Annotated in this window: 16 protein-coding genes; 11 read left to right on the top strand and 5 right to left on the bottom strand. The window is 39.4% G+C overall.

All coding sequences use genetic code 11. The annotated features are described in order from the left end of the window. Complete coding sequence (locus I6F42_RS11355; RefSeq protein ID WP_197152190.1) at positions 1-654, bottom strand: TetR/AcrR family transcriptional regulator; 654 nt, start codon at positions 652-654, stop codon at positions 1-3. Positions 655-1,101: 447 nt separating this feature from the next. Here I6F42_RS11355 and yddG point away from each other — a divergent pair, with 447 nt between their 5' ends. Further along, positions 1,102-2,022: an aromatic amino acid DMT transporter YddG gene (gene yddG, locus I6F42_RS11350; RefSeq protein WP_197152189.1), complete on the top strand. Its 921-nt coding sequence runs from the start codon at positions 1,102-1,104 to the stop codon at positions 2,020-2,022. Between the two features lie 56 nt (positions 2,023-2,078). Here the strand turns inward: yddG and I6F42_RS11345 are convergent, their stop codons facing one another. Continuing rightward, positions 2,079-2,594, bottom strand: coding sequence for an ankyrin repeat domain-containing protein (locus I6F42_RS11345; protein WP_121954405.1), 516 nt, complete (start codon positions 2,592-2,594; stop codon positions 2,079-2,081). A gap of 99 nt (positions 2,595-2,693) precedes the next feature. Beyond that, the gene (locus tag I6F42_RS11340; RefSeq protein ID WP_024593258.1) at positions 2,694-4,220 is read right to left on the bottom strand and encodes a catalase; all 1,527 of its coding nucleotides are present in this window, start codon (positions 4,218-4,220) and stop codon (positions 2,694-2,696) included. Between the two features lie 427 nt (positions 4,221-4,647). Here I6F42_RS11340 and I6F42_RS11335 point away from each other — a divergent pair, with 427 nt between their 5' ends. The 5 genes from I6F42_RS11335 to I6F42_RS11315 all read left to right on the top strand — a co-directional run bounded on the left by I6F42_RS11335 (position 4,648) and on the right by I6F42_RS11315 (position 11,497). Next, the gene (locus I6F42_RS11335; RefSeq protein ID WP_024591940.1) at positions 4,648-5,322 is read left to right on the top strand and encodes an HAD family phosphatase; all 675 of its coding nucleotides are present in this window, start codon (positions 4,648-4,650) and stop codon (positions 5,320-5,322) included. 210 nt (positions 5,323-5,532) lie between these two features. Further along, positions 5,533-7,254 carry a cytosine permease gene (locus I6F42_RS11330; RefSeq protein WP_007584312.1) on the top strand — a complete coding sequence of 574 codons (1,722 nt, stop codon included), beginning with the start codon at positions 5,533-5,535 and terminating at the stop codon, positions 7,252-7,254. Between the two features lie 60 nt (positions 7,255-7,314). Next, positions 7,315-8,838, top strand: a complete 1,524-nt coding sequence (locus I6F42_RS11325; RefSeq protein ID WP_024607706.1) for a mannitol dehydrogenase family protein — start codon at positions 7,315-7,317, stop codon at positions 8,836-8,838. Between the two features lie 2 nt (positions 8,839-8,840). Next, positions 8,841-9,758: a carbohydrate kinase gene (locus I6F42_RS11320; RefSeq protein WP_007584308.1), complete on the top strand. Its 918-nt coding sequence runs from the start codon at positions 8,841-8,843 to the stop codon at positions 9,756-9,758. A gap of 269 nt (positions 9,759-10,027) precedes the next feature. Beyond that, on the top strand, positions 10,028-11,497 hold the full coding sequence (locus I6F42_RS11315; protein ID WP_010553606.1) for a carbon starvation protein A: 1,470 nt from the start codon (positions 10,028-10,030) through the stop codon (positions 11,495-11,497). 84 nt (positions 11,498-11,581) lie between these two features. Here I6F42_RS11315 and I6F42_RS11310 read toward each other — a convergent pair whose 3' ends face one another. After that, positions 11,582-12,100 (bottom strand): TetR/AcrR family transcriptional regulator, encoded by a 519-nt coding sequence (locus I6F42_RS11310; RefSeq protein ID WP_024597781.1) that lies wholly within the window; start codon positions 12,098-12,100, stop codon positions 11,582-11,584. Positions 12,101-12,490: 390 nt separating this feature from the next. On the opposite strand from I6F42_RS11310, the gene I6F42_RS11305 reads away from it, so the two are divergent. The 4 genes from I6F42_RS11305 (at position 12,491) to I6F42_RS11290 (ending at position 14,942) form a co-directional block, all read left to right on the top strand. Next, on the top strand, positions 12,491-13,111 hold the full coding sequence (locus tag I6F42_RS11305; RefSeq protein ID WP_197117218.1) for a glutathione S-transferase family protein: 621 nt from the start codon (positions 12,491-12,493) through the stop codon (positions 13,109-13,111). Positions 13,112-13,160: 49 nt separating this feature from the next. Further along, positions 13,161-13,853, top strand: coding sequence for a cupin domain-containing protein (locus I6F42_RS11300; protein ID WP_197152186.1), 693 nt, complete (start codon positions 13,161-13,163; stop codon positions 13,851-13,853). A gap of 98 nt (positions 13,854-13,951) precedes the next feature. Then, positions 13,952-14,332, top strand: coding sequence for an STAS/SEC14 domain-containing protein (locus I6F42_RS11295; protein WP_002960091.1), 381 nt, complete (start codon positions 13,952-13,954; stop codon positions 14,330-14,332). Positions 14,333-14,489: 157 nt separating this feature from the next. Beyond that, positions 14,490-14,942 carry a nuclear transport factor 2 family protein gene (locus I6F42_RS11290; RefSeq protein ID WP_197152185.1) on the top strand — a complete coding sequence of 151 codons (453 nt, stop codon included), beginning with the start codon at positions 14,490-14,492 and terminating at the stop codon, positions 14,940-14,942. A gap of 84 nt (positions 14,943-15,026) precedes the next feature. On the opposite strand, the gene I6F42_RS11285 is transcribed toward I6F42_RS11290, so the two are convergent. Then, positions 15,027-15,920 carry an AraC family transcriptional regulator gene (locus I6F42_RS11285; RefSeq protein WP_024593261.1) on the bottom strand — a complete coding sequence of 298 codons (894 nt, stop codon included), beginning with the start codon at positions 15,918-15,920 and terminating at the stop codon, positions 15,027-15,029. 162 nt (positions 15,921-16,082) lie between these two features. On the opposite strand from I6F42_RS11285, the gene I6F42_RS11280 reads away from it, so the two are divergent. Beyond that, positions 16,083-17,603, top strand: a complete 1,521-nt coding sequence (locus I6F42_RS11280; protein ID WP_007584266.1) for an aldehyde dehydrogenase family protein — start codon at positions 16,083-16,085, stop codon at positions 17,601-17,603. Positions 17,604-18,269: the final 666 nt, after the last annotated feature.

The following is an 18,269-nucleotide window of genomic DNA, read 5'->3' as shown; positions in this document are numbered from 1 at the left end:
TTAAGTCTCACTTTGCTCAGGTATTTTAAGACCAATACCTTTTAAAATTATGTGGGCAATTGATTGCGTAATCTGTGCCACATCGGTTTCGTCGTACTCTAATTTGTTCATTACGAGTAAAACCTCAGCCTGAAAGTCGGCGTAATATTGCGTGGTAGACCAAATAGTAAAGAGCAAATGGTAGGGATCAACCTTATCCATTTTATTTGCGTCCATCCATGCTTGAAGTACATCAACCTTTTGTTTAACCCAAGGGCGGGTATTGGTTCTAAAGTAGTTTTGTAAATAAGGTGCACCGCGCAGTATTTCACTGGCAAATAAGCGAGATTGCATTGGCTGATTTACGGCGAGTATTACTTTGCTTTTAATATAGTTATAAAGCACGGTAGCTGGATCGTCGTTAATTGTGACGTTATCGAGACCCAGGTTCCAATTAGCTATTATGCGGTCGATCACAGACTCGTACAGACCATCTTTACTTTTAAAGTAATACAAAATATTGGCTTTTGGCACCTGCGCTTCTTTAGCAACCATGCTCATACTTGCTCCGTCGTAACCTAATTGCGAAAACAATTGCTCGGCGGCATCTAAAATTAGTTTTTGGTTTTTCTCGCGTGTAACTTCTTTTTTATTTGGTTTTATTTGTGTGGTCATTATAGAGTTTGCATGTTTAACGTATTGATTGATTGTAGCTTTACTGACCAAAAGGTCAAATACTAAAAAGGGTGAATGTTAAAAACAGGCGAGAGGTTTAAGCTATTAACTTTAGGGTCTGTTGATCTTTGCGGATTAACATTTGTTCAAACTAGGAGCTATTTAATCGCGGCGCGAGATTTGTAACCTAGTGAGCTAAGTAAAAACCGAGCAACAAAGAGTAAGTAGCCCCTAGGAAGAACCCTTTGGGCAGCGCCTGTTTGGCATTAATGCTACGTTATCGCCCATTTATGGGGAATAACCACACTATATAGGATCTGCCTTGCCTAAATACCAAACAGACTGCTGCAAATTTAACCTTGAAAGATCAACAGACCCTTATTGTTTAATTAAATAATTACTGTTAGTTTAGTTTCAAATTTACGAGTAGTACTTTTGGGTTGGCAAATGGATTTTATAAGCAAAAATAAATATACACTATATGGAGTCGCTGCAATATTACTGTGGAGTTGCTTAGTTGCATTACTACGGGATATTTCTGAGTTGTTTAGCCCCATTGGTGGTGCTGCGGCCATGTATTCTGTCAGTGCGATATTTTTAATTTTGGTTATGGGAGTGCCCAAGTTTAGTGGTTTTTCGAAACGCTACTTGGTAGTAGGTACTTTATTATTTGTATCGTACGAAATTTGCTTGGCGCTTTCTATTGGTATGGCAAATAGTCGTCATCAGGCAATGGAAATGGCGGTTATTAATTATTTGTGGCCCACGCTAACAATACTGCTCTCTATTATTATTGGTCGTAAAAAAGTAAGTTACTGGGTTTACCCAAGCATGATTATTGCTTTTTTAGGCGTTGCTTGGTGTATTACGGGCGATCAAGAAATGTCGGTCGATACGCTTGTTACTAACTTTGCTGATAATCCTGCTACTTATCTAATGGCATTAGCTGCAGCGTTTATATGGGCTATTTATTGCGTAGTGACGCAAAAACTGAGTAATGGTAAAAATGCCATTACGTTATTTTTTACTGTTACGGCAATGAGTTTGTGGGCGCAATATGGTTTTAGTAATGAAGCGCCATTAACGTTTTCACTCAGCTCAAGCATGACGTTATTATTAGCCGGCGTAGTAGTGGGGAGCGGTTATGCGCTGTGGAATCAAGCTATTATTGGCGGTAACTTAATGCTTTTGGGGACGCTTTCGTACTTTACACCGGTGTTTTCTACTATTATTTCGGCGTTGTATTTATCTATTACGCTGAGCGCTTCGTTTTGGCAAGGGGTTGTACTGGTAACAGTGGGCTCGCTAATTTGCTACTTTGTAACGCGAGAAAAGCCTAAACAACCTCAAATAGCGTCTGCAACATAAGACTAATTTTATTAAAAATAAGCCCTATTATTTTAGGGCTTTTTGTTGCGTGCAGATTATTTTGCATTATTTACCTGCGCTAGTAACTCTATAACTTTTTGTTGACCAAATGTTTGTGCAAATTGCTCGGCTGTTTGACCGGCTTTGTTTTGATGCGCGTTATCGCAATCAAGTGATACGAGTGTTTTAGCTATACTAAATTCACCTCTAAAAATAGCGGCCATTAGCGCTGTGTTGCCACGGTTATCTTCTAGACAGGCATTAGCGCCTAAGTGTAAAAGTGTATTAACCGTGTTTTTATTACCATGGTAAGTAGCAATCATTAACGCGGTGTAGCCTTTATTGTTGTAGCTGTCGATAGGAATACCGGCATCTACAAATTGCTCTATTACAGCTGTGTCGTTTGTGCGTGCTGCGGCAAAGTAATAAGCAAATAAGCTATCGTATTGAGTTTTTACAGAATGTTGGCTTTCAACTTGCGAACTGGGTGTTTGTGTATCTGATGTATTTTGAGCGTAAACGCTACTGGTAAAGCTCAGAAATAGAGCGACTATAATTAATAAATTACGCATAACAATTGTCTCTTATAAAAGAGGAAGGGGTTTATTCCTTCCTCATGGTTGTGGTTTAAATAGCTATTTAGTTGGGACTAATTGCTTTTAACTAGTTGCTTATAAGTTAGCGGCTAGTTGTTTAACCATTTTAAGGTCGCCGTTTACAGCTTTAGTTAAGCGTGTACCGTACTCGCTATCAGCTTTGTAAAAGTGACTAAGCATTTTGTGTTTAACACTGCTGTTTTGCACTTTGCCTAAATCACCTGCTAGGTTATTAATTAGGTTTGTACGTTCTTGCTTGCTAAAACCACGGTATATAACACCTGCTTGCGCGAAGTTTTGCTGCTTTTTAATCGCGGCTTGTTGTACAAAGCCTTTTAGCTCTGTGTTACTTCTACGTGCAATTGGGTTTTCAGCTACGTTTTCTTGGCTTGGCTGGTAGTTCACATTGCTTGTAGTGTTACCAATATTCATTGCGCCGTCTTGGTTGTAGTTAACCACTTCAACTTTTGCACGGTTAATTGGCAATTGCTGGTGGTTTGCACCTAGGCGGTACATTTGTGTATCAGCGTAAGAAAACATACGACCTTGTAATAGTCTGTCTTCTGATGGCTCAATACCTGGAATAATGTTTGCCGGTGCCATTGCTACTTGTTCCGTAGATTGGAAGAAGTTAGTTGGCATACGGTTTAAGGTCATTGTTCCTACTTTAGTTTCTTTAATGTCTAACCACATTTTTGTTGCATCTAACGGGTTGTAATCAAAGTCATCAAGTTGCGATGGATCAAGCGTTTTAATGTACAGATCCCATTTAGGGAAATTGCCTCTGTTTATTTCAGTGTATAAATCTTGTGTTAAATGCTGAAAGTTTTGGCTTTGTACTTTTGCCACTTCTTTTGCGTCAAGGTTATCAATACCTTGCTGGCTTACCCAATGAAACTTAACGTATTTAACATCGCCCGATTTATTAATCATTTTGTATGCATGTACACCCCAACCGTCCATTTTACGAAGACTTGCTGGTGTACCGTAGTCGCTGTAAACCCACGTTAGCATTTGTGTAGAACCTGGTTCGTGCGAGAAAAAATCGAATACGCGGTTAGGATCTTGAATGTTATCAACCGGTGATGGCTTTAACGAGTGAACCATGTCTGGAAATTTAATCGCATCGCGAATAAAGAACACCGGTAAGTTGTTACCTACTAAATCCCAGTTACCTTGGTCTGTGTAAAACTTAGTTGCAAAGCCACGTGGGTCACGCAGTGTTTCTGGGCTGCCTTTTGAGTGAATTACTGATGAAAAACGAACAAATACGTCTGTTTCTTTACCAGCTTGTGCAAACGGTGCTGCAATTGTTAAATCGTCTAGCTCTTTTGATGCTACAAACACACCGTGTGCGCCGGTACCACGAGCATGCACAACACGCTCAGGAATACGCTCACGTGCAAAGCGTTGCAGTTTTTGAATTAGTTGCACGTCTTCTAGTAATACACTGCCACGTTCGCCTGCAGTAATTGAATTTTGGTTGTCGCCAACAGCTGCGCCGTTATCTTTAGTAAGTGTTGTCGCTGCGCTTGCAGGTAATGCCATAGCAAGTGCTAGTGCAGTTAGTGTTAATTTTGTTTTGTTTATTTGAGTATTCATTGTCGACCTCATCTATTTAAAAGTGCCGGCAGTGGTGCAGGCTGTTAATCTGTTAACGATAGTATTGATTTTATTAACTTCGGTAAAACTGATTAATTAGATTGATGTGATTTGTAAAACAGATGAAATAAATTAACAGGAGCACTTTTTACGTTAACTGAATTTTTTTACTACGACCTTGGTCGCAATATGCTTTTATAAAGTTGATTAAATACAAAGGTTTTTAGTTTTATCTGAGTGTATTTTCACCAAGCTGGTGCGTTTTATACTTACAGTGTGTTGACATATTCGTGCAATAAAGGGAATATGCTCAATCGGTGGGCTTATGCTCATTATTGAGTTGCACTAAAAAGCTGCACAATATTAATCGCGCTTAACTCGTTATACTTAAATTAGCTAAACCAAACAGTTTTAATAAGGTGACAAGATGAATACTAACATTGAGCTAGTGATATTTGATTGTGATGGCGTTGTTATTGATAGCGAAATCTTAAGCGCACAAGTACTCATTAATATGCTTGTTGAAAAAGGCGTTGATATTGACCGTGCTTATGTACAGCAACACTTTTTAGGCTGCAATTTTAAAACAGTAAGCCAAAAAATAGCGGATGCATTTAATGTCACTCTTCCTGAAAGCTTTGAAGGTGACTACCGCGAAGCACTGTTAAACGAATTTGAAACAGGGCTAACCACGACTGACGGTATAAAAGACGTACTTAACAATTTAGCTGTGCCTATTTGTATAGCTACTAGCAGCAGCCCAGCACGCACCGCAAAAGCGTTGAGCGTAGTGAGTTTAAGTAAGTACTTTAGCGATACGGTTTTTACCAGCAGCGAAGTTAAGCGTGGCAAACCAGCACCCGATTTATTTTTACATGCAGCTAAACAAATGGGTGTAAAGCCAGAGCATTGTTTAGTGATTGAAGACAGTAAAGCCGGCGTAAATGCAGGAATTGACGCTAACATGCAAGTACTGCATTACAGCGGTGGGCAACATATGCAAGGCTCTGTTAATCATGTACACAGTGCTTACCCAAATGTTGATCATTTAACGCATTGGCAAGATTTTTTTAGTGCATACCCTGCACTTAAAAAGCAGTAAACACGCAGCTTTTTAAATAAACAAAGTTTTAAACGCGATTTGCTCGCCTTACACACTGACAGGCAAGCAAACGCAAAATATAAATGTAGATGGTTTTGCTTTACTAAAAATAAAACAAAACATGGCAAAACATCATGCGTTTATAAGCCAAATTATAAAAGGCGAAGTATTTAGGTATTAAGTACTTTGCTGTTAACAATAGGAAATACCATGGCAACGAGTCCACACACACAAACATTTAAAGATGTAAACGAAGAGCAACTTCCTGTTGCTAATAATAAGCTTCATGGCTGGAAACATTTTGCAGGGCTATATGCTGGCGAACATGTTGCGGCTACTGAATTTGTTATTGGTGCAACGTTTGTTGCATTAGGCGCTTCAACCATCGACATTCTACTGGGTTTATTAATAGGTAACCTGTTAGCAATGTGTTCTTGGTGGCTGATTACTGCACCCATTGCAGTAGAAACCCGCTTAAGTTTATATAACTACTTAAACAAAATCGCTGGTAACTCAATGACCAAGCTCTATAACTGGGCTAACGTGGTTATTTTTAGTGTTATATCGGCCGCCATGATCACGGTATCCTCCACCGCCGTGCGGTTTTTGTTTGATATACCTGCGCAACTTGATTGGTATCCAAATAGCTTTTGGTTTGTAGCCATTGTTTTAGCTGTTGGCTCTATTGTTGTGTTTGTTGCGATGTATGGCTTTTCTACGGTTGCTGACTTTTCGAAACTGTGCGCGCCGTGGCTATTTGTTATATTTATTGCAGGTTCGTTCGCGTTATTCCCTGAGCTTTCAAATCACGTATTAGGTTCTACCTCTTTAACTAGCTTTAGCGACTTTATGACCATAGGCGACTCCTCCATATGGACGGGCACCAATGCCGATGGTGAAAAAGGCATTGGCCTATTAGAAGTGATTGGCTTTGCATGGGCTGCTAACTCAATTACTCACTTTGGTTTAATCGACATGGCTATTTTTAGATTTGCTAAACGCAAAAGCTATGGCTTGTTTTCTGGCGTGGGCATGTTTTTTGGTCATTACTTAGCGTGGATCTCTGCCGGTATTATGGGCGCAGGTGTTGCGGTATTACTTAAAACAACTATTTCATCACTTGATCCGGGCGATGTTGCATACCATGCATTAGGTTGGACTGGTTTTGTTATTGTAATTATTGCCGGTTGGACTACAGCTAACGCAAACCTTTACCGTGCAGGCCTTGCAGCACAATCTATATTTGTTAATCAATCACGTGAACGCACAACCGCTATTGTAGGTGTTGTAACCGTGATTATTGCGTGTTTCCCGTTTGTATTTTCACAAATGCTTCCGCTACTTACCTACGCAGGCTTATTAGTTGTGCCAGTAGGCGGCATTGTGTTTGCTGAACATGTGTTATTTCCTAAAATTGGCCTAACACGTTACTGGGCTAAATATAAAAACATTACTCGCAGCGTACCGGCTATAGCATCTTGGGCGTTAGCGCTTGTGTTTGGCTTTGGTTTAAATGCTATTGATGTAATGTCGTTTTACTACTTGTTTATTCCTACGTGGATTTTCACAATCGTTATTTATACGCTTTTAGCTAAAAAATACGGCGCCGGTGAAGATTACACACAAGAGATTGAAGCAGAAGAGCAAGAGCAACGTGATATTAAAGAATATCAAGCTGCACAAGCTAAAGACATTCCAAAGCCAGTAATTGACAGCTCTGTATTTACCAAAGTACTTAATGCGGTTTCTACGGTTTCACTGGTTATTATTTTTATATTTGCCAGCCAGGTGATGTTTTTCAGTGAAACTATGAGTATGTACAGCGCTAATAAATCGCAATTCGAAATAGCCTGTTTTATTTGTACTGTTATTTATTTTGTTACTGCGTACTGGTCGTTAAAACGCCATAAAGTACTCAATACAGCATCGTAATTACTTATCGTAATACAGTATCGTAATTTATATTTTATTTTTGTTTAGTAAGGTCGCACCATGACGCAACATCAACACACTGACGCTCTAGTTACAGGGCTAAACCAACAAAGCTTGGCTCAATTACCAAGCCATGTTGATACACCAACCTACGACCGTAGCGCAGTTAAAGCCGGTATTGTTCATATTGGCGTGGGCGGTTTTCATCGTGCTCATCAAGCGGTATATGTTAACGAGCTTTTAAAAACCCCAGGTTCTGAGCAATGGGGCATATGTGGTGTTGGCCTTTTAGAGGGTAACCGTGGTCTGCGTGATATTTTAAAGCAGCAAGATTACCTTTATACGCTTACTGTTAGACACCCGGACGGTAAAATAGATAACAAAGTAATTGGCTCAATGATCGACTTTTTGTTTGCTCCAGAGGACAAACAAGCGGTAATTAATAAGTTAGCGCACAGCGATACTAAAATTGTGTCGCTTACTATTACCGAAGGCGGCTACAACTTTAACCCTGCAACGGGCGAGTTTGATTACAGCAATCCAGATATTATTAACGACATTAATAACCCGAACGACCCAATTACAGCGTTTGGTTACATTACGGCTGCGTTAAAACTGCGTAAAGAGCAAGGCTTAGGCGCATTTACAGTGCAGTCGTGCGATAACATTCAGCACAACGGTAACGTAACACGCAAAATGCTTTTAGCCTTTGCTACAGAGCAAGACAAAGACCTAAGTGAGTGGATTGAGCAAAACGTATCGTTTCCAAATGCGATGGTTGACCGTATTACACCGGTATCTAAAAAGAGTGATATTGATTACGTGGTTGATGCATATGGTGTTAGCGACGAGTGGCCAATTACCTGTGAGTCGTTTACACAATGGGTAATAGAGGACACATTTAGTGACTCTCGTCCAAATTGGGATGTTGTTGGTGCTCAGTTTGTTACTGATGTAACGCCTTATGAAACCATGAAAATACGTTTACTTAATGCAGGGCATTCTGTACTTGGTTTATTAGGTTCAATCCATGGCTATGGCACTATTGATGAAACGGTATCGGATGAATTATTTGCCACATACCTACGTGCTTTTATGGATAAAGAAGTAACCCCAAATCTTGAACCACTTGAAGGCATTGACCTTGAAAGCTACAAAGATACGTTAATAGAGCGTTTTGCTAATCCTAATATTAAAGACAGCCTAGCGCGTATCTGTAGTGAAAGCTCAGCTAAACTGCCTAAGTTTTTAATTGCCACAATTAACGAAAACCTAGTACAAGGTCGCGATGTATCACTGGCAACGCTTGTTATTGCTACTTGGTGCTTATACAGCGATAAGGGTTTAAGTGAAAACGGCGAGCAACTTGAAATTCAAGATGCGATGCACAAAGAGCTTAATTCTTACGCGCAAGAGACTCAAACTAGCCCGATTGCATTTTTAAAGTTAACGAGCTTGTTTGGTAAGCTTGAGCATAACGAAACGTTTACTGCTGAATATAAAAAGTCGATTGCTGCGTTGTATGCACCTAATAGTAAAATTAAAGCCATTATGCAGGCTGTACTTGATCAAAAGAGTAACTAATTATGAGCATTTTAATTAATCATAAATCAGGCGAAAACGTAAGTGTTAGCTGCTTTGGCGAAGTGCTGTGGGATTGTTTTGATTCAGGTAAACGCCTAGGTGGCGCGCCACTTAATATGTGTGTGCGTATTAACTCACTAGGCATTAAAGCCGACATGATAAGTGCAGTAGGTAACGACGAGTTAGGTGCTGAGTTACTTGGCGAAATTACTAGCAAAGGCGTAAGCTGCGAATACATTGCTATTAATAGTGACAAAAAAACTAGCACGGTTGAGGTAACACTCGACAGTGGTGGCTCAGCAAGTTATGAAATAGTGGCAGACACTGCGTGGGATAATATAGCGCTTACTGATGAGTTACTTAGTAAAGTTAAAAGTAGCGATGTATTTGTATTTGGCAGCCTAATTGGCCGAAGCGAAGCGTCTTTAGCAACGTTAAATCAACTAGTTGATGTAGCAAACTTTAAAGTATTTGACGTAAATCTACGTGCACCGCATTACAAGCTAGAAACACTTGTAGATTTAATGAATAAAGCAGACTTTATTAAGTTAAACGATGAAGAGCTATACGAAATAGCAAAAGCGATGGGTTGTAAGTTTCATTCGCTTGAACAAAATTTAGCGTTTATAGCACAGCAAACAAATACCGATTACTTATGTGTAACTAAAGGCAGCCACGGTGCTTTATTAACAATCAAAGGCGAGAATTTTTATAATTCAGGTTATTTAATTAGCGTAATTGACACTGTTGGCGCAGGGGATTCGTTTTTAGGTTCGTTAATTTATCAGCTTTGTAGCAACGACGATGCGCAATATGCCGTTGACTTTGCATGTGCCGTTGGAGCAATGGTCGCCGAAAGTTCTGGCGCAACACCTACTTTAACGCATCAACAAATTAGTGAGTTTATGAACCCACTTTAAAAAACATTGTGTGTGAAAGCGGTTATAACGTAAAAGTTTAACCGCTTTTTTTGTGCCCAAAATAAGACGTGTGTAATAAATATTCAATGTGGAGCGTTAAGTGTGCAGGTTGCGTAAATAGTGGCTTATATCGATTATTGTATTAGCTAAACGTCTTATTGTTTGAGGGTTGAAGCTTTGTTATTGTTCGTCGATTATTCACGGATTGAAAAGGCGGGGCGACACACAATGCGCTCTATAACTAAAATACAAAAAGAGAAACGTGCTTTATGATCATCTTTTTTATCTGCCTCACTATTTTAATACTGGGCTATAAGTTTTACAGCCCATTTGTTGAAAAACAAGCCGGTTTGGATTCAACTGCTGACACACCACAAAAACGCTTTAGCGAGGGTGTTGATTACGTAGCTATTCACCCTGTACGAGCATTTTTAATTCAGTTTTTAAACATTGCTGGCGTAGGTCCAATATTTGGTCCAATTTTAGGTGCTTTATACGGACCAGTTGCACTAGTATGGATTGTACTTGGTAATGTTTTAGGTGGCGCTGTACACGACTTCTTCTCAGGTGTAATGAGTATAAAAGAAGACGGTAAAAGCCTACCAGAAATCGCAGGCCATTATTACAACGTCGTATTTAAAGGCTTTATGCTTGTATTTACTGCCATGCTACTGTTTTTTGTAGGTGTAGTATTTATTATGAGCCCTGCAGGTTTGCTAAGTAACCTTGATTTCTTTGAAGGTACAATACTGGCAAATAATACCTTTTGGGTACTCGCTATTTTAGCGTATTATTTTTTAGCGACCTTGCTACCAATTGATAAAATTATCACTAAGTTTTACCCAATTTTTGGTGCGCTAATGATTGTAATGACAGTGGCAATTGCTATTTCATTACTTATTAATGCGCCGCACTTACCGGTACCAAGTGACTTTTTAGCTTACTTTGAAGCTGACCACGCACATGACTTTTTAGAGCCAAACCCAGATGGATTACCAACATGGCCATTGTTATTTATAACAATTACCTGTGGTGCTATTAGTGGTTTTCACTCTACTCAAGCGCCAATTATTGCGCGTTGTTTAACTAACGAAAAATACGTACGTCCAGTTTACTACGGCGCTATGATGTGTGAAGGTATTGTAGGTTGTGTATGGGCACTTGCTGGTATTGCAGCGTTCCCAGATGGTTACGCGGGCTTAAAGGCATTGCTTGACCAAGGTGGTCCAGGTTTAGTTGTTAATCATGTAGCTAACAGTTACTTAGGTGTATTTGGCGGTATAATGGCAATTATTGCAGTAGCCGTTTTCCCAATTACTTCTGGTGATACAGCGTTCCGCTCATTACGTTTAACAGTTGTTGATGCGTTTAATATTCCACAAAGTTTACGTAATCGCTTATTAGTGGCTGTACCTATACTTACTATTGCTTACTTTATGACGAAACTCGATTTTTCATTAATTTGGCGCTACTTTGCATTTTCAAACATGCTGCTTTCTACAAGCGTATTATGGCTTGCCACTAAGTACCTGTTTGACCGTGGTACATTCCATTGGATTGCCAGTGTTCCTGCTGTTATAGCAACTGCGGTAACGGTTTCTTATATTGGTACTGCTGCAATTGGTCTTAACTTATCAAGTGATTTAGGTAAACCTATTGGCGCTGTAGTAACAGTGATTGGCTTAATTGTTTTAGCTATTGTGCACTCTAAGCATAAAGTTAAACCAACAGCGGTTTAATAATCACATAAGTTATTTCAAGCATTAAAAAAGCGAGCTATTCATTATGAATAGCTCGCTTTTTTTGTGTACTAAATTTAGGTATTACTGAGTTGCAAGTTCAAAGTAACTATTATCGTCGAGCGTTTTGCTTATCATCATAGCGCCCTCAAGCAAGCTCACTGTTTGAATAGCCGCTTTAGTAGGGTTGAGTTCACCATTAGCTAAGTGCGCAGCGCTAAGCCATGTTAGATTTTGATTAAAAAAACGTTTTACTTCAAGGCGTACTTTATCTGGAAGGCTATCGCTTTCGGCTCCTAGCAAACCACATAAACACATTTTACGATCGGTTACTAATGCACTTCTAAAAAGCTGAGTGTACACATCAATAGGATTTTTACCGCTTGCTTTAAGCTCGCTTGGCTCGCCTAACGCAGCTAAAAAAGAATTAGTATATTGATGAGCAAGCTCAGCACCTAAATCGGCCTTAGTCGGAAAGTGATAGTGCACACTGGCGCTCTTAATTCCAACTTCGCTTGCGAGCTCTCTAAAACTAAAATTACTGTACCCGCCAAGGCGCACCTTGTTTTCAGCTGCTTTTAATAACGCTTCTTTTTTACTCACTTTTAATATTTTCCTATCTGCAGTAATACCAATTTTATTAAAACATGATCATTGTATCGCATTAAACAACTCACTAACTGCGTTAAAAATTATTCATATAGAACAACTATATCTCATAATTCTCGCCTTGCTATTGCGCTATTTTCTTAGCGCAATAATAGATCACTTATTTAATGCAATTGGTATAGTAAAATTATCGACCAGTAGGTAGTTATTTACAAGCGTTTTTATTTTTAAGCAACCCCCTAATTTTATTATGAATTAAGTTAAATCCTATAAATCAGAAAAATTTAAACGTTGACTTAAATTTAGTTTAATATTATAAATTACCTATCGGTAGGTAGGTTGCTGCCATTAATTCACTTTTAAACAATAAAGATAGAGATTGCTATGAAAATTTATGATGTAGAAAACTTTCCAAACCCACTTCGTGTTCGTATCGCTTTAGCTGAAAAAAATGCCACTGCAAATGTTGAGTTTGTACCTGTTGATTTATTAAATGGTGAGCATAGAACAGAAGCCTTCTTAGCTAAAAATCCATTAGCAGGTGTGCCCATATTAGAGCTAGATGACGGCACGTTTATATCAGAAAGTACCGCTATTACTGAGTATATTGATACCGCATTTGAAGGCCCATCTTTAATGGGTGAAACCGCAAAAGAGCGTGCAGTAATTAACATGATGCAAAAACGCGCAGAATCTATGGTGCTTGACGCTGTGGCAACTTACTTTCATCATGCAACTGACGGCTTAGGTCCAGAGCTTGAAACGTATCAAAATGTGGCTTGGGGTGAAAAACAAGGCGAAAAAGCACGCCAAGGGTTTAGCTATTTTAATGATGTACTAGCGCAATCGGCGTTTGTTGCTGGTGAACAATTTAGTATTGCTGATATAACATTGTATGCTGGGCTGGTATTTGCTGGATTTGCACAAATAGCAATCCCGAATGAGTTAACCCATTTAGTTGCATGGCAAGAAAAAGTAGCAAAACGCCCAAGTGTTGCGGCTTAGTTAGGTTATTAGTTTAAAATTTAAGTGGAGTTACGGTTAGGAGCCAAATATGAAAATTGCTGCCGATTTTAGTAAACGAGTTGTGGTACATAGCGAAACGCTACCGTGGGTTGCATCGCCAATGGCGGGTGTTGATAGACGAGCACTGGACCGTGTGGGCGACGAAGTTGCTCGCGCAACGACTATTGTTCGTTATGCACCTGGCAGTGAATTTTCGCCGCATGTTCATACAGGCGGTGAAGAGTTTGTTGTGCTTGAAGGGGTATTTCAAGATGAACATGGTGACTTTGTGGCAGGTTCTTATATCCGTAACCCGCCGCAATCAAAGCACAAACCGGGGTCTGAAAATGGCTGCGTTATATTTGTAAAGTTATGGCAGTTTCAGCCAGATGATCGAACCCACGTGCGTTTACAAACGGACTTGATGCAAAGTACGGCGCACCCTAGTTTTAAAAATGTAGCCGTAACCCCTTTATACAAAGACGATTTTGAAGAGGTAAGCTTGTTGGACTTTAAGCCCAACGCCTGCATGGTTATAAGCGCAAAAGGCGGAGCAGAGCTGCTAGTACTTGAAGGCTCATTTGATGAGCAAGCCGATACCCTTGTAAAAAACAGTTGGTTAAGAGTGCCTATTAATAGCTCTGTTAACGTTAAAGCGGGAAGTAATGGTGCAAAAGTATGGCTTAAAACGGGCCATTTAACTGATGTAGAAAACCAGATATCTCGCGTACAAAATGCGTAATTGAGTCGTTTATTTGAGATTATTTATTGATTTAGTTCAGGACTAATTAATTTTAGAAGGTGTACTTTTACCACTCAGCCTATTTAAGGAGAGCAGTAATGGTACACACAACACATGGTTTATCTATTGGTCTTGAACGTGCAGGAAGAGAGTTTTTTTTAAAACTTAAAGCCGTTGGTACGCTTACTCACGACGACTACAAAATAATTACCCCAATGATAAACTCAGCTCTTGGCGAAGTTAAGCATCCAGTGGTGAATGCATTAATAGACGGTAGTGAACTTGAAGGTTGGGAATTACGCGCAGCGTGGGATGACTTAAAGTTAGGTGTTAAACACTCTAAAGAATTTAAAAAAGTAGCTATTTACGGTAATAAAGAGTGGCAAGCTCGAATGGCAAAAATAGGTAACTGGTTTATCTCGGGTGAGGTTCAATACTTTGAAAATGCTACCGCAGCCATAGATTGGCTAGATGAATAGCTTGATCGAAAAAATTAAATTAAAGCACTCTTATCGAGTGCTTTTTTGCTCTATGGGTAACATTGTTAGGTAGTTACATTCGGTTTATTTCAATTGTTAATACTGCTCTATTAAAATACACTCATTATTATTGAGCAAATTACACATTATAAAAACAATGAAACAAGTACTTACCTTTATTACATTCCTGATATTTTCGGCATCGATACATGCAAAAGATAACAATATATTCACGCCGGTGAGCGATCTTTTTTTGGCTGTTTCTAACGTTGACCACACGCAAATGCGTGCAGCCGTAGATGATTCATTTTTACTTTTAGAGCACGGTGAAGTGTGGACTATTAATGACTTTATAAATGTTGTTAAGCCTTCTGACTTTATAAGAACTAATTATTTTAGTGTTATAAATTCGCGTGTAGTGGGTGATGTTGCTTTTATTAATTACTGGAATAAAGCCAATATTAGAAACACCGAAAGAAGTATTGATATTTATTGGTTAGAAAGTGCCGTTGTATCAAAAGTGGGCGATAAATGGTTGTTATCGCAAATGCACTCTACTCGGTTACCCCAAGATGAAATACCTAAAGGTGTCACCTTTATAAAGCAATAGATATGACTCTAATTTAAAGCCCCGTAATATGGGGTTTTAATCGTTTAAATTATATCAGCCAACTCAGGTAATGCCCCTTTAGAGCTAATGTCGACACTCTTTAGGCGCAATGCCAAACGTTTGTTTAAATAAACGACTAAAGTGGCTCGCGCTATTAAATCCAACATCAAAGCAAACTTTACTAATTGCATGGCCTTGTAGCAATTGAGCACGCGCTTTTTTAAGTCTTAATTGTTGCTGCCAAAGGGCTGGGCTAGTGCCAAATGCAAGTTTAAACTGCTGATAAAACTTACTGCGGCTCATGCAGGCTATTTTGCATAAGGTATTTATGTCGAGCGTTTCACTTAAGTGTTCTTCAATATAAAGCAGGGCATCGCTGACTTTTGTTTTAAGGCGTGGCTTATCGCAGCTAGCCAGCAATAGCTCGCGGCTTTGTTGTTGTAGTAAACGGGTGATTAATTCGTTTAACGACAAATCAATCAAGTAATGTCGCTGTGCGCCTTGCTCGCTAAATAAATGCACCATGCGCTCTAATAATTGCTGCGTTTGAATATTATGTTGGGTATGCACTAACTGCGGTACATATTCAAATAAGCCATCGTGTGCAAAGTTTTGCTGCATGTTAAGTGCATTCGCCACGCTAGTTATTTTGTCGGTGCTAATTTCAATCGCTAAACAAGTAGTTGGGGCGTGCATTGATGCTTGTGGAAAATCAATTAAAACACCTTGCTCTGGCGCTAATACAAACGACTCGTGTGGTAAAAATGCTTTATGGTATTGGCTGCTTTCTACGTGCATTACCTTTTTGCCGCTAAGCATGGCACAAAACAGCAGCTCGTTTGAGTGCAGTGCCACCTTTTGCGCGCTTTGATACGTGTCGTAAATGCTCAACTCACTGCTATCTGCAGCGAATGTGACTTTATTTTCTATTAATACATCAAGTTGTTGGCGTTTTTTGTTTAACTGAGATGTGTGCATATCAATCCTTTAGGTTTTTATTAGTTTGGACTCACAGACAACTTTTGTGGACAGCTAATCAAGTTTTTAGGCGCTTGTTAGTTTAATGTCGATTAAATATAAAGCATTTTGTTTTATATAAATGTTCGACCTTTAGCTAACAACAATAAAGAGAGCACACACATGATATATGCAAATCCAGGTAGCGACGGCGCACTCGTAAACTTTAAACAACAATACGGAAACTACATTGGCGGAGAGTGGGTAAAGCCTGTAAATGGCCAATACTTTGATAATATAAGCCCAGTAAACGGTAAGGTATTTTGCCAAATACCGCGTTCAGACAAAGACGACATAGAGCTGGCTCTCGACAAGGCGCATGCAGTGCGAGAGCAGTGGGGCACAACGTCGGTGACCGACCGAAGTAACATACTGCTAAAAATAGCCGACCGAATTGAGCAAAACCTAGAGTTACTAGCTGTTGCCGAAACATGGGATAACGGTAAAGCAATTCGTGAAACACTCGCTGCTGATATTCCGCTAGCGGCAGATCACTTTCGCTACTTTGCAGGGTGCCTACGATCGCAAGACGGCACTATAGGTGAAATAGACGCAACCACCGTTGCGTATCATTTTCATGAGCCACTAGGGGTTGTTGGGCAAATTATTCCGTGGAACTTCCCTATTTTAATGGCCGCCTGGAAACTAGCGCCAGCACTTGCTGCAGGTAACTGTGTAATTTTAAAACCGGCTGAGCAAACACCAGCTTCTATTTTAGTTTTAATGGAGATAATTGGCGATTTACTCCCTGCAGGCGTATTAAATATAGTAAACGGCTTTGGTAAAGAAGCAGGCGAAGCACTGGCAACAAGCAAGCGTATCGCTAAAATTGCATTTACGGGTTCAACGCCTGTGGGCTCACATATTTTGAAATGCGCTGCTGAAAATATTATTCCTTCAACGGTCGAGCTCGGTGGTAAATCACCTAATATATTTTTTAATGATGTAATGGAAAAAGACGATGCGTTTTTATCCAAAGCTATTGAAGGCGCCGTGCTTGCTTACTTCAACCAAGGCGAGGTGTGTACGTGTCCATCAAGGCTGTTTATTCAAGAAGACATTTACGAGCAGTTTATTGAGCGAATACTCGAACGTACCTTAAAAATTAAACGCGGAAACCCGCTAGATAGCGAAACTATGGTTGGCGCACAAGCTTCAAAAGCGCAATTTGATAAAATACTGAGCTACATTGAAATAGGCAAAAAAGAAGGCGCTGAAGTACTCACTGGCGGTAATGTAGAGCAGCTAAGTGATGACTTAAACGGTGGTTACTACATACAACCTACGTTATTAAAGGGCACAAACGATATGCGTGTGTTCCAAGAAGAAATTTTTGGCCCTGTTATTTCAATGTCGACCTTTAAAGATGAAGCCGAAGCACTCGAGCTTGCCAACAGCTCTGAGTTTGGTTTAGGTGCAGGTGTGTGGAGTAGAAACATGAATCGTGCTTATCGTATGGGTCGCAAAATAGAAGCAGGGCGAGTGTGGACTAACTGTTATCACATGTACCCAGCACACGCTGCGTTTGGTGGTTATAAAAAATCAGGAATAGGGCGCGAAACGCACAAACTGGCACTGGAGCACTACCAACAAACTAAAAACCTATTAGTGAGCTACAGCGAGGATCCGCTCGGCTTCTTTTAAATAAAGAGCCTAAGCTTTAAATAAACAACCATTAAGTAATAATGCCAGCGCTACCTATTTGTAGCGCTTTTTTTATAGGCAATCAACCGTTGATAATGGCCATGTAGTCCAACATTTTAGCGTTGCAGAAAATAACATTATAATGACGGTGTTTACGAGTCCTACTTAAAAAGCGCTAATTTAGCGAGTATAGAGTGGTGTAAATATAAGGAGCCTTTAAATAATATTTTTATCCTTCCTCAGTTAAGTAAATTTCTATTTGTAGATCATTACCAAAACAAAGTGCCTCAATGCGTCTAATCCACTAAATATGAACTTTTCCAAGCTTATTCATTATCAAAATAATTAGGTTAGCTTTTCTAATGTTTGTATTAACTGCTTAGTCCACTATATTTACTTCTTGTTTACAGTTGTTTTTTCGTTGTAAGCAAATAACCTGAAAGTTTTTATAAGAACGATAGGTCTATTAAATTGATAAAACGGCGATATTGCTTATCTCCATTGTGCTTGTTTATCAAAGTATGAATGTTTTTATACCAATTCGCTTAATTAAGTGATTTATTTTGAGGATGGAAAAACGTGTTGATAGCTAGGCAAAAAATTCGCTATTTAGTTGTTCTAAATGAGAATTTTTTAACGCAGGTAGCGACACGTTTAGCCCCGCAA

This window comes from Pseudoalteromonas sp. SWYJZ12, from assembly GCF_015864395.1.
Taxonomy (GTDB): domain Bacteria; phylum Pseudomonadota; class Gammaproteobacteria; order Enterobacterales; family Alteromonadaceae; genus Pseudoalteromonas; species Pseudoalteromonas arctica.
Note: the sequence above shows the minus strand (reverse complement) of the source record. Positions and strands in the feature narration are given on the sequence as shown.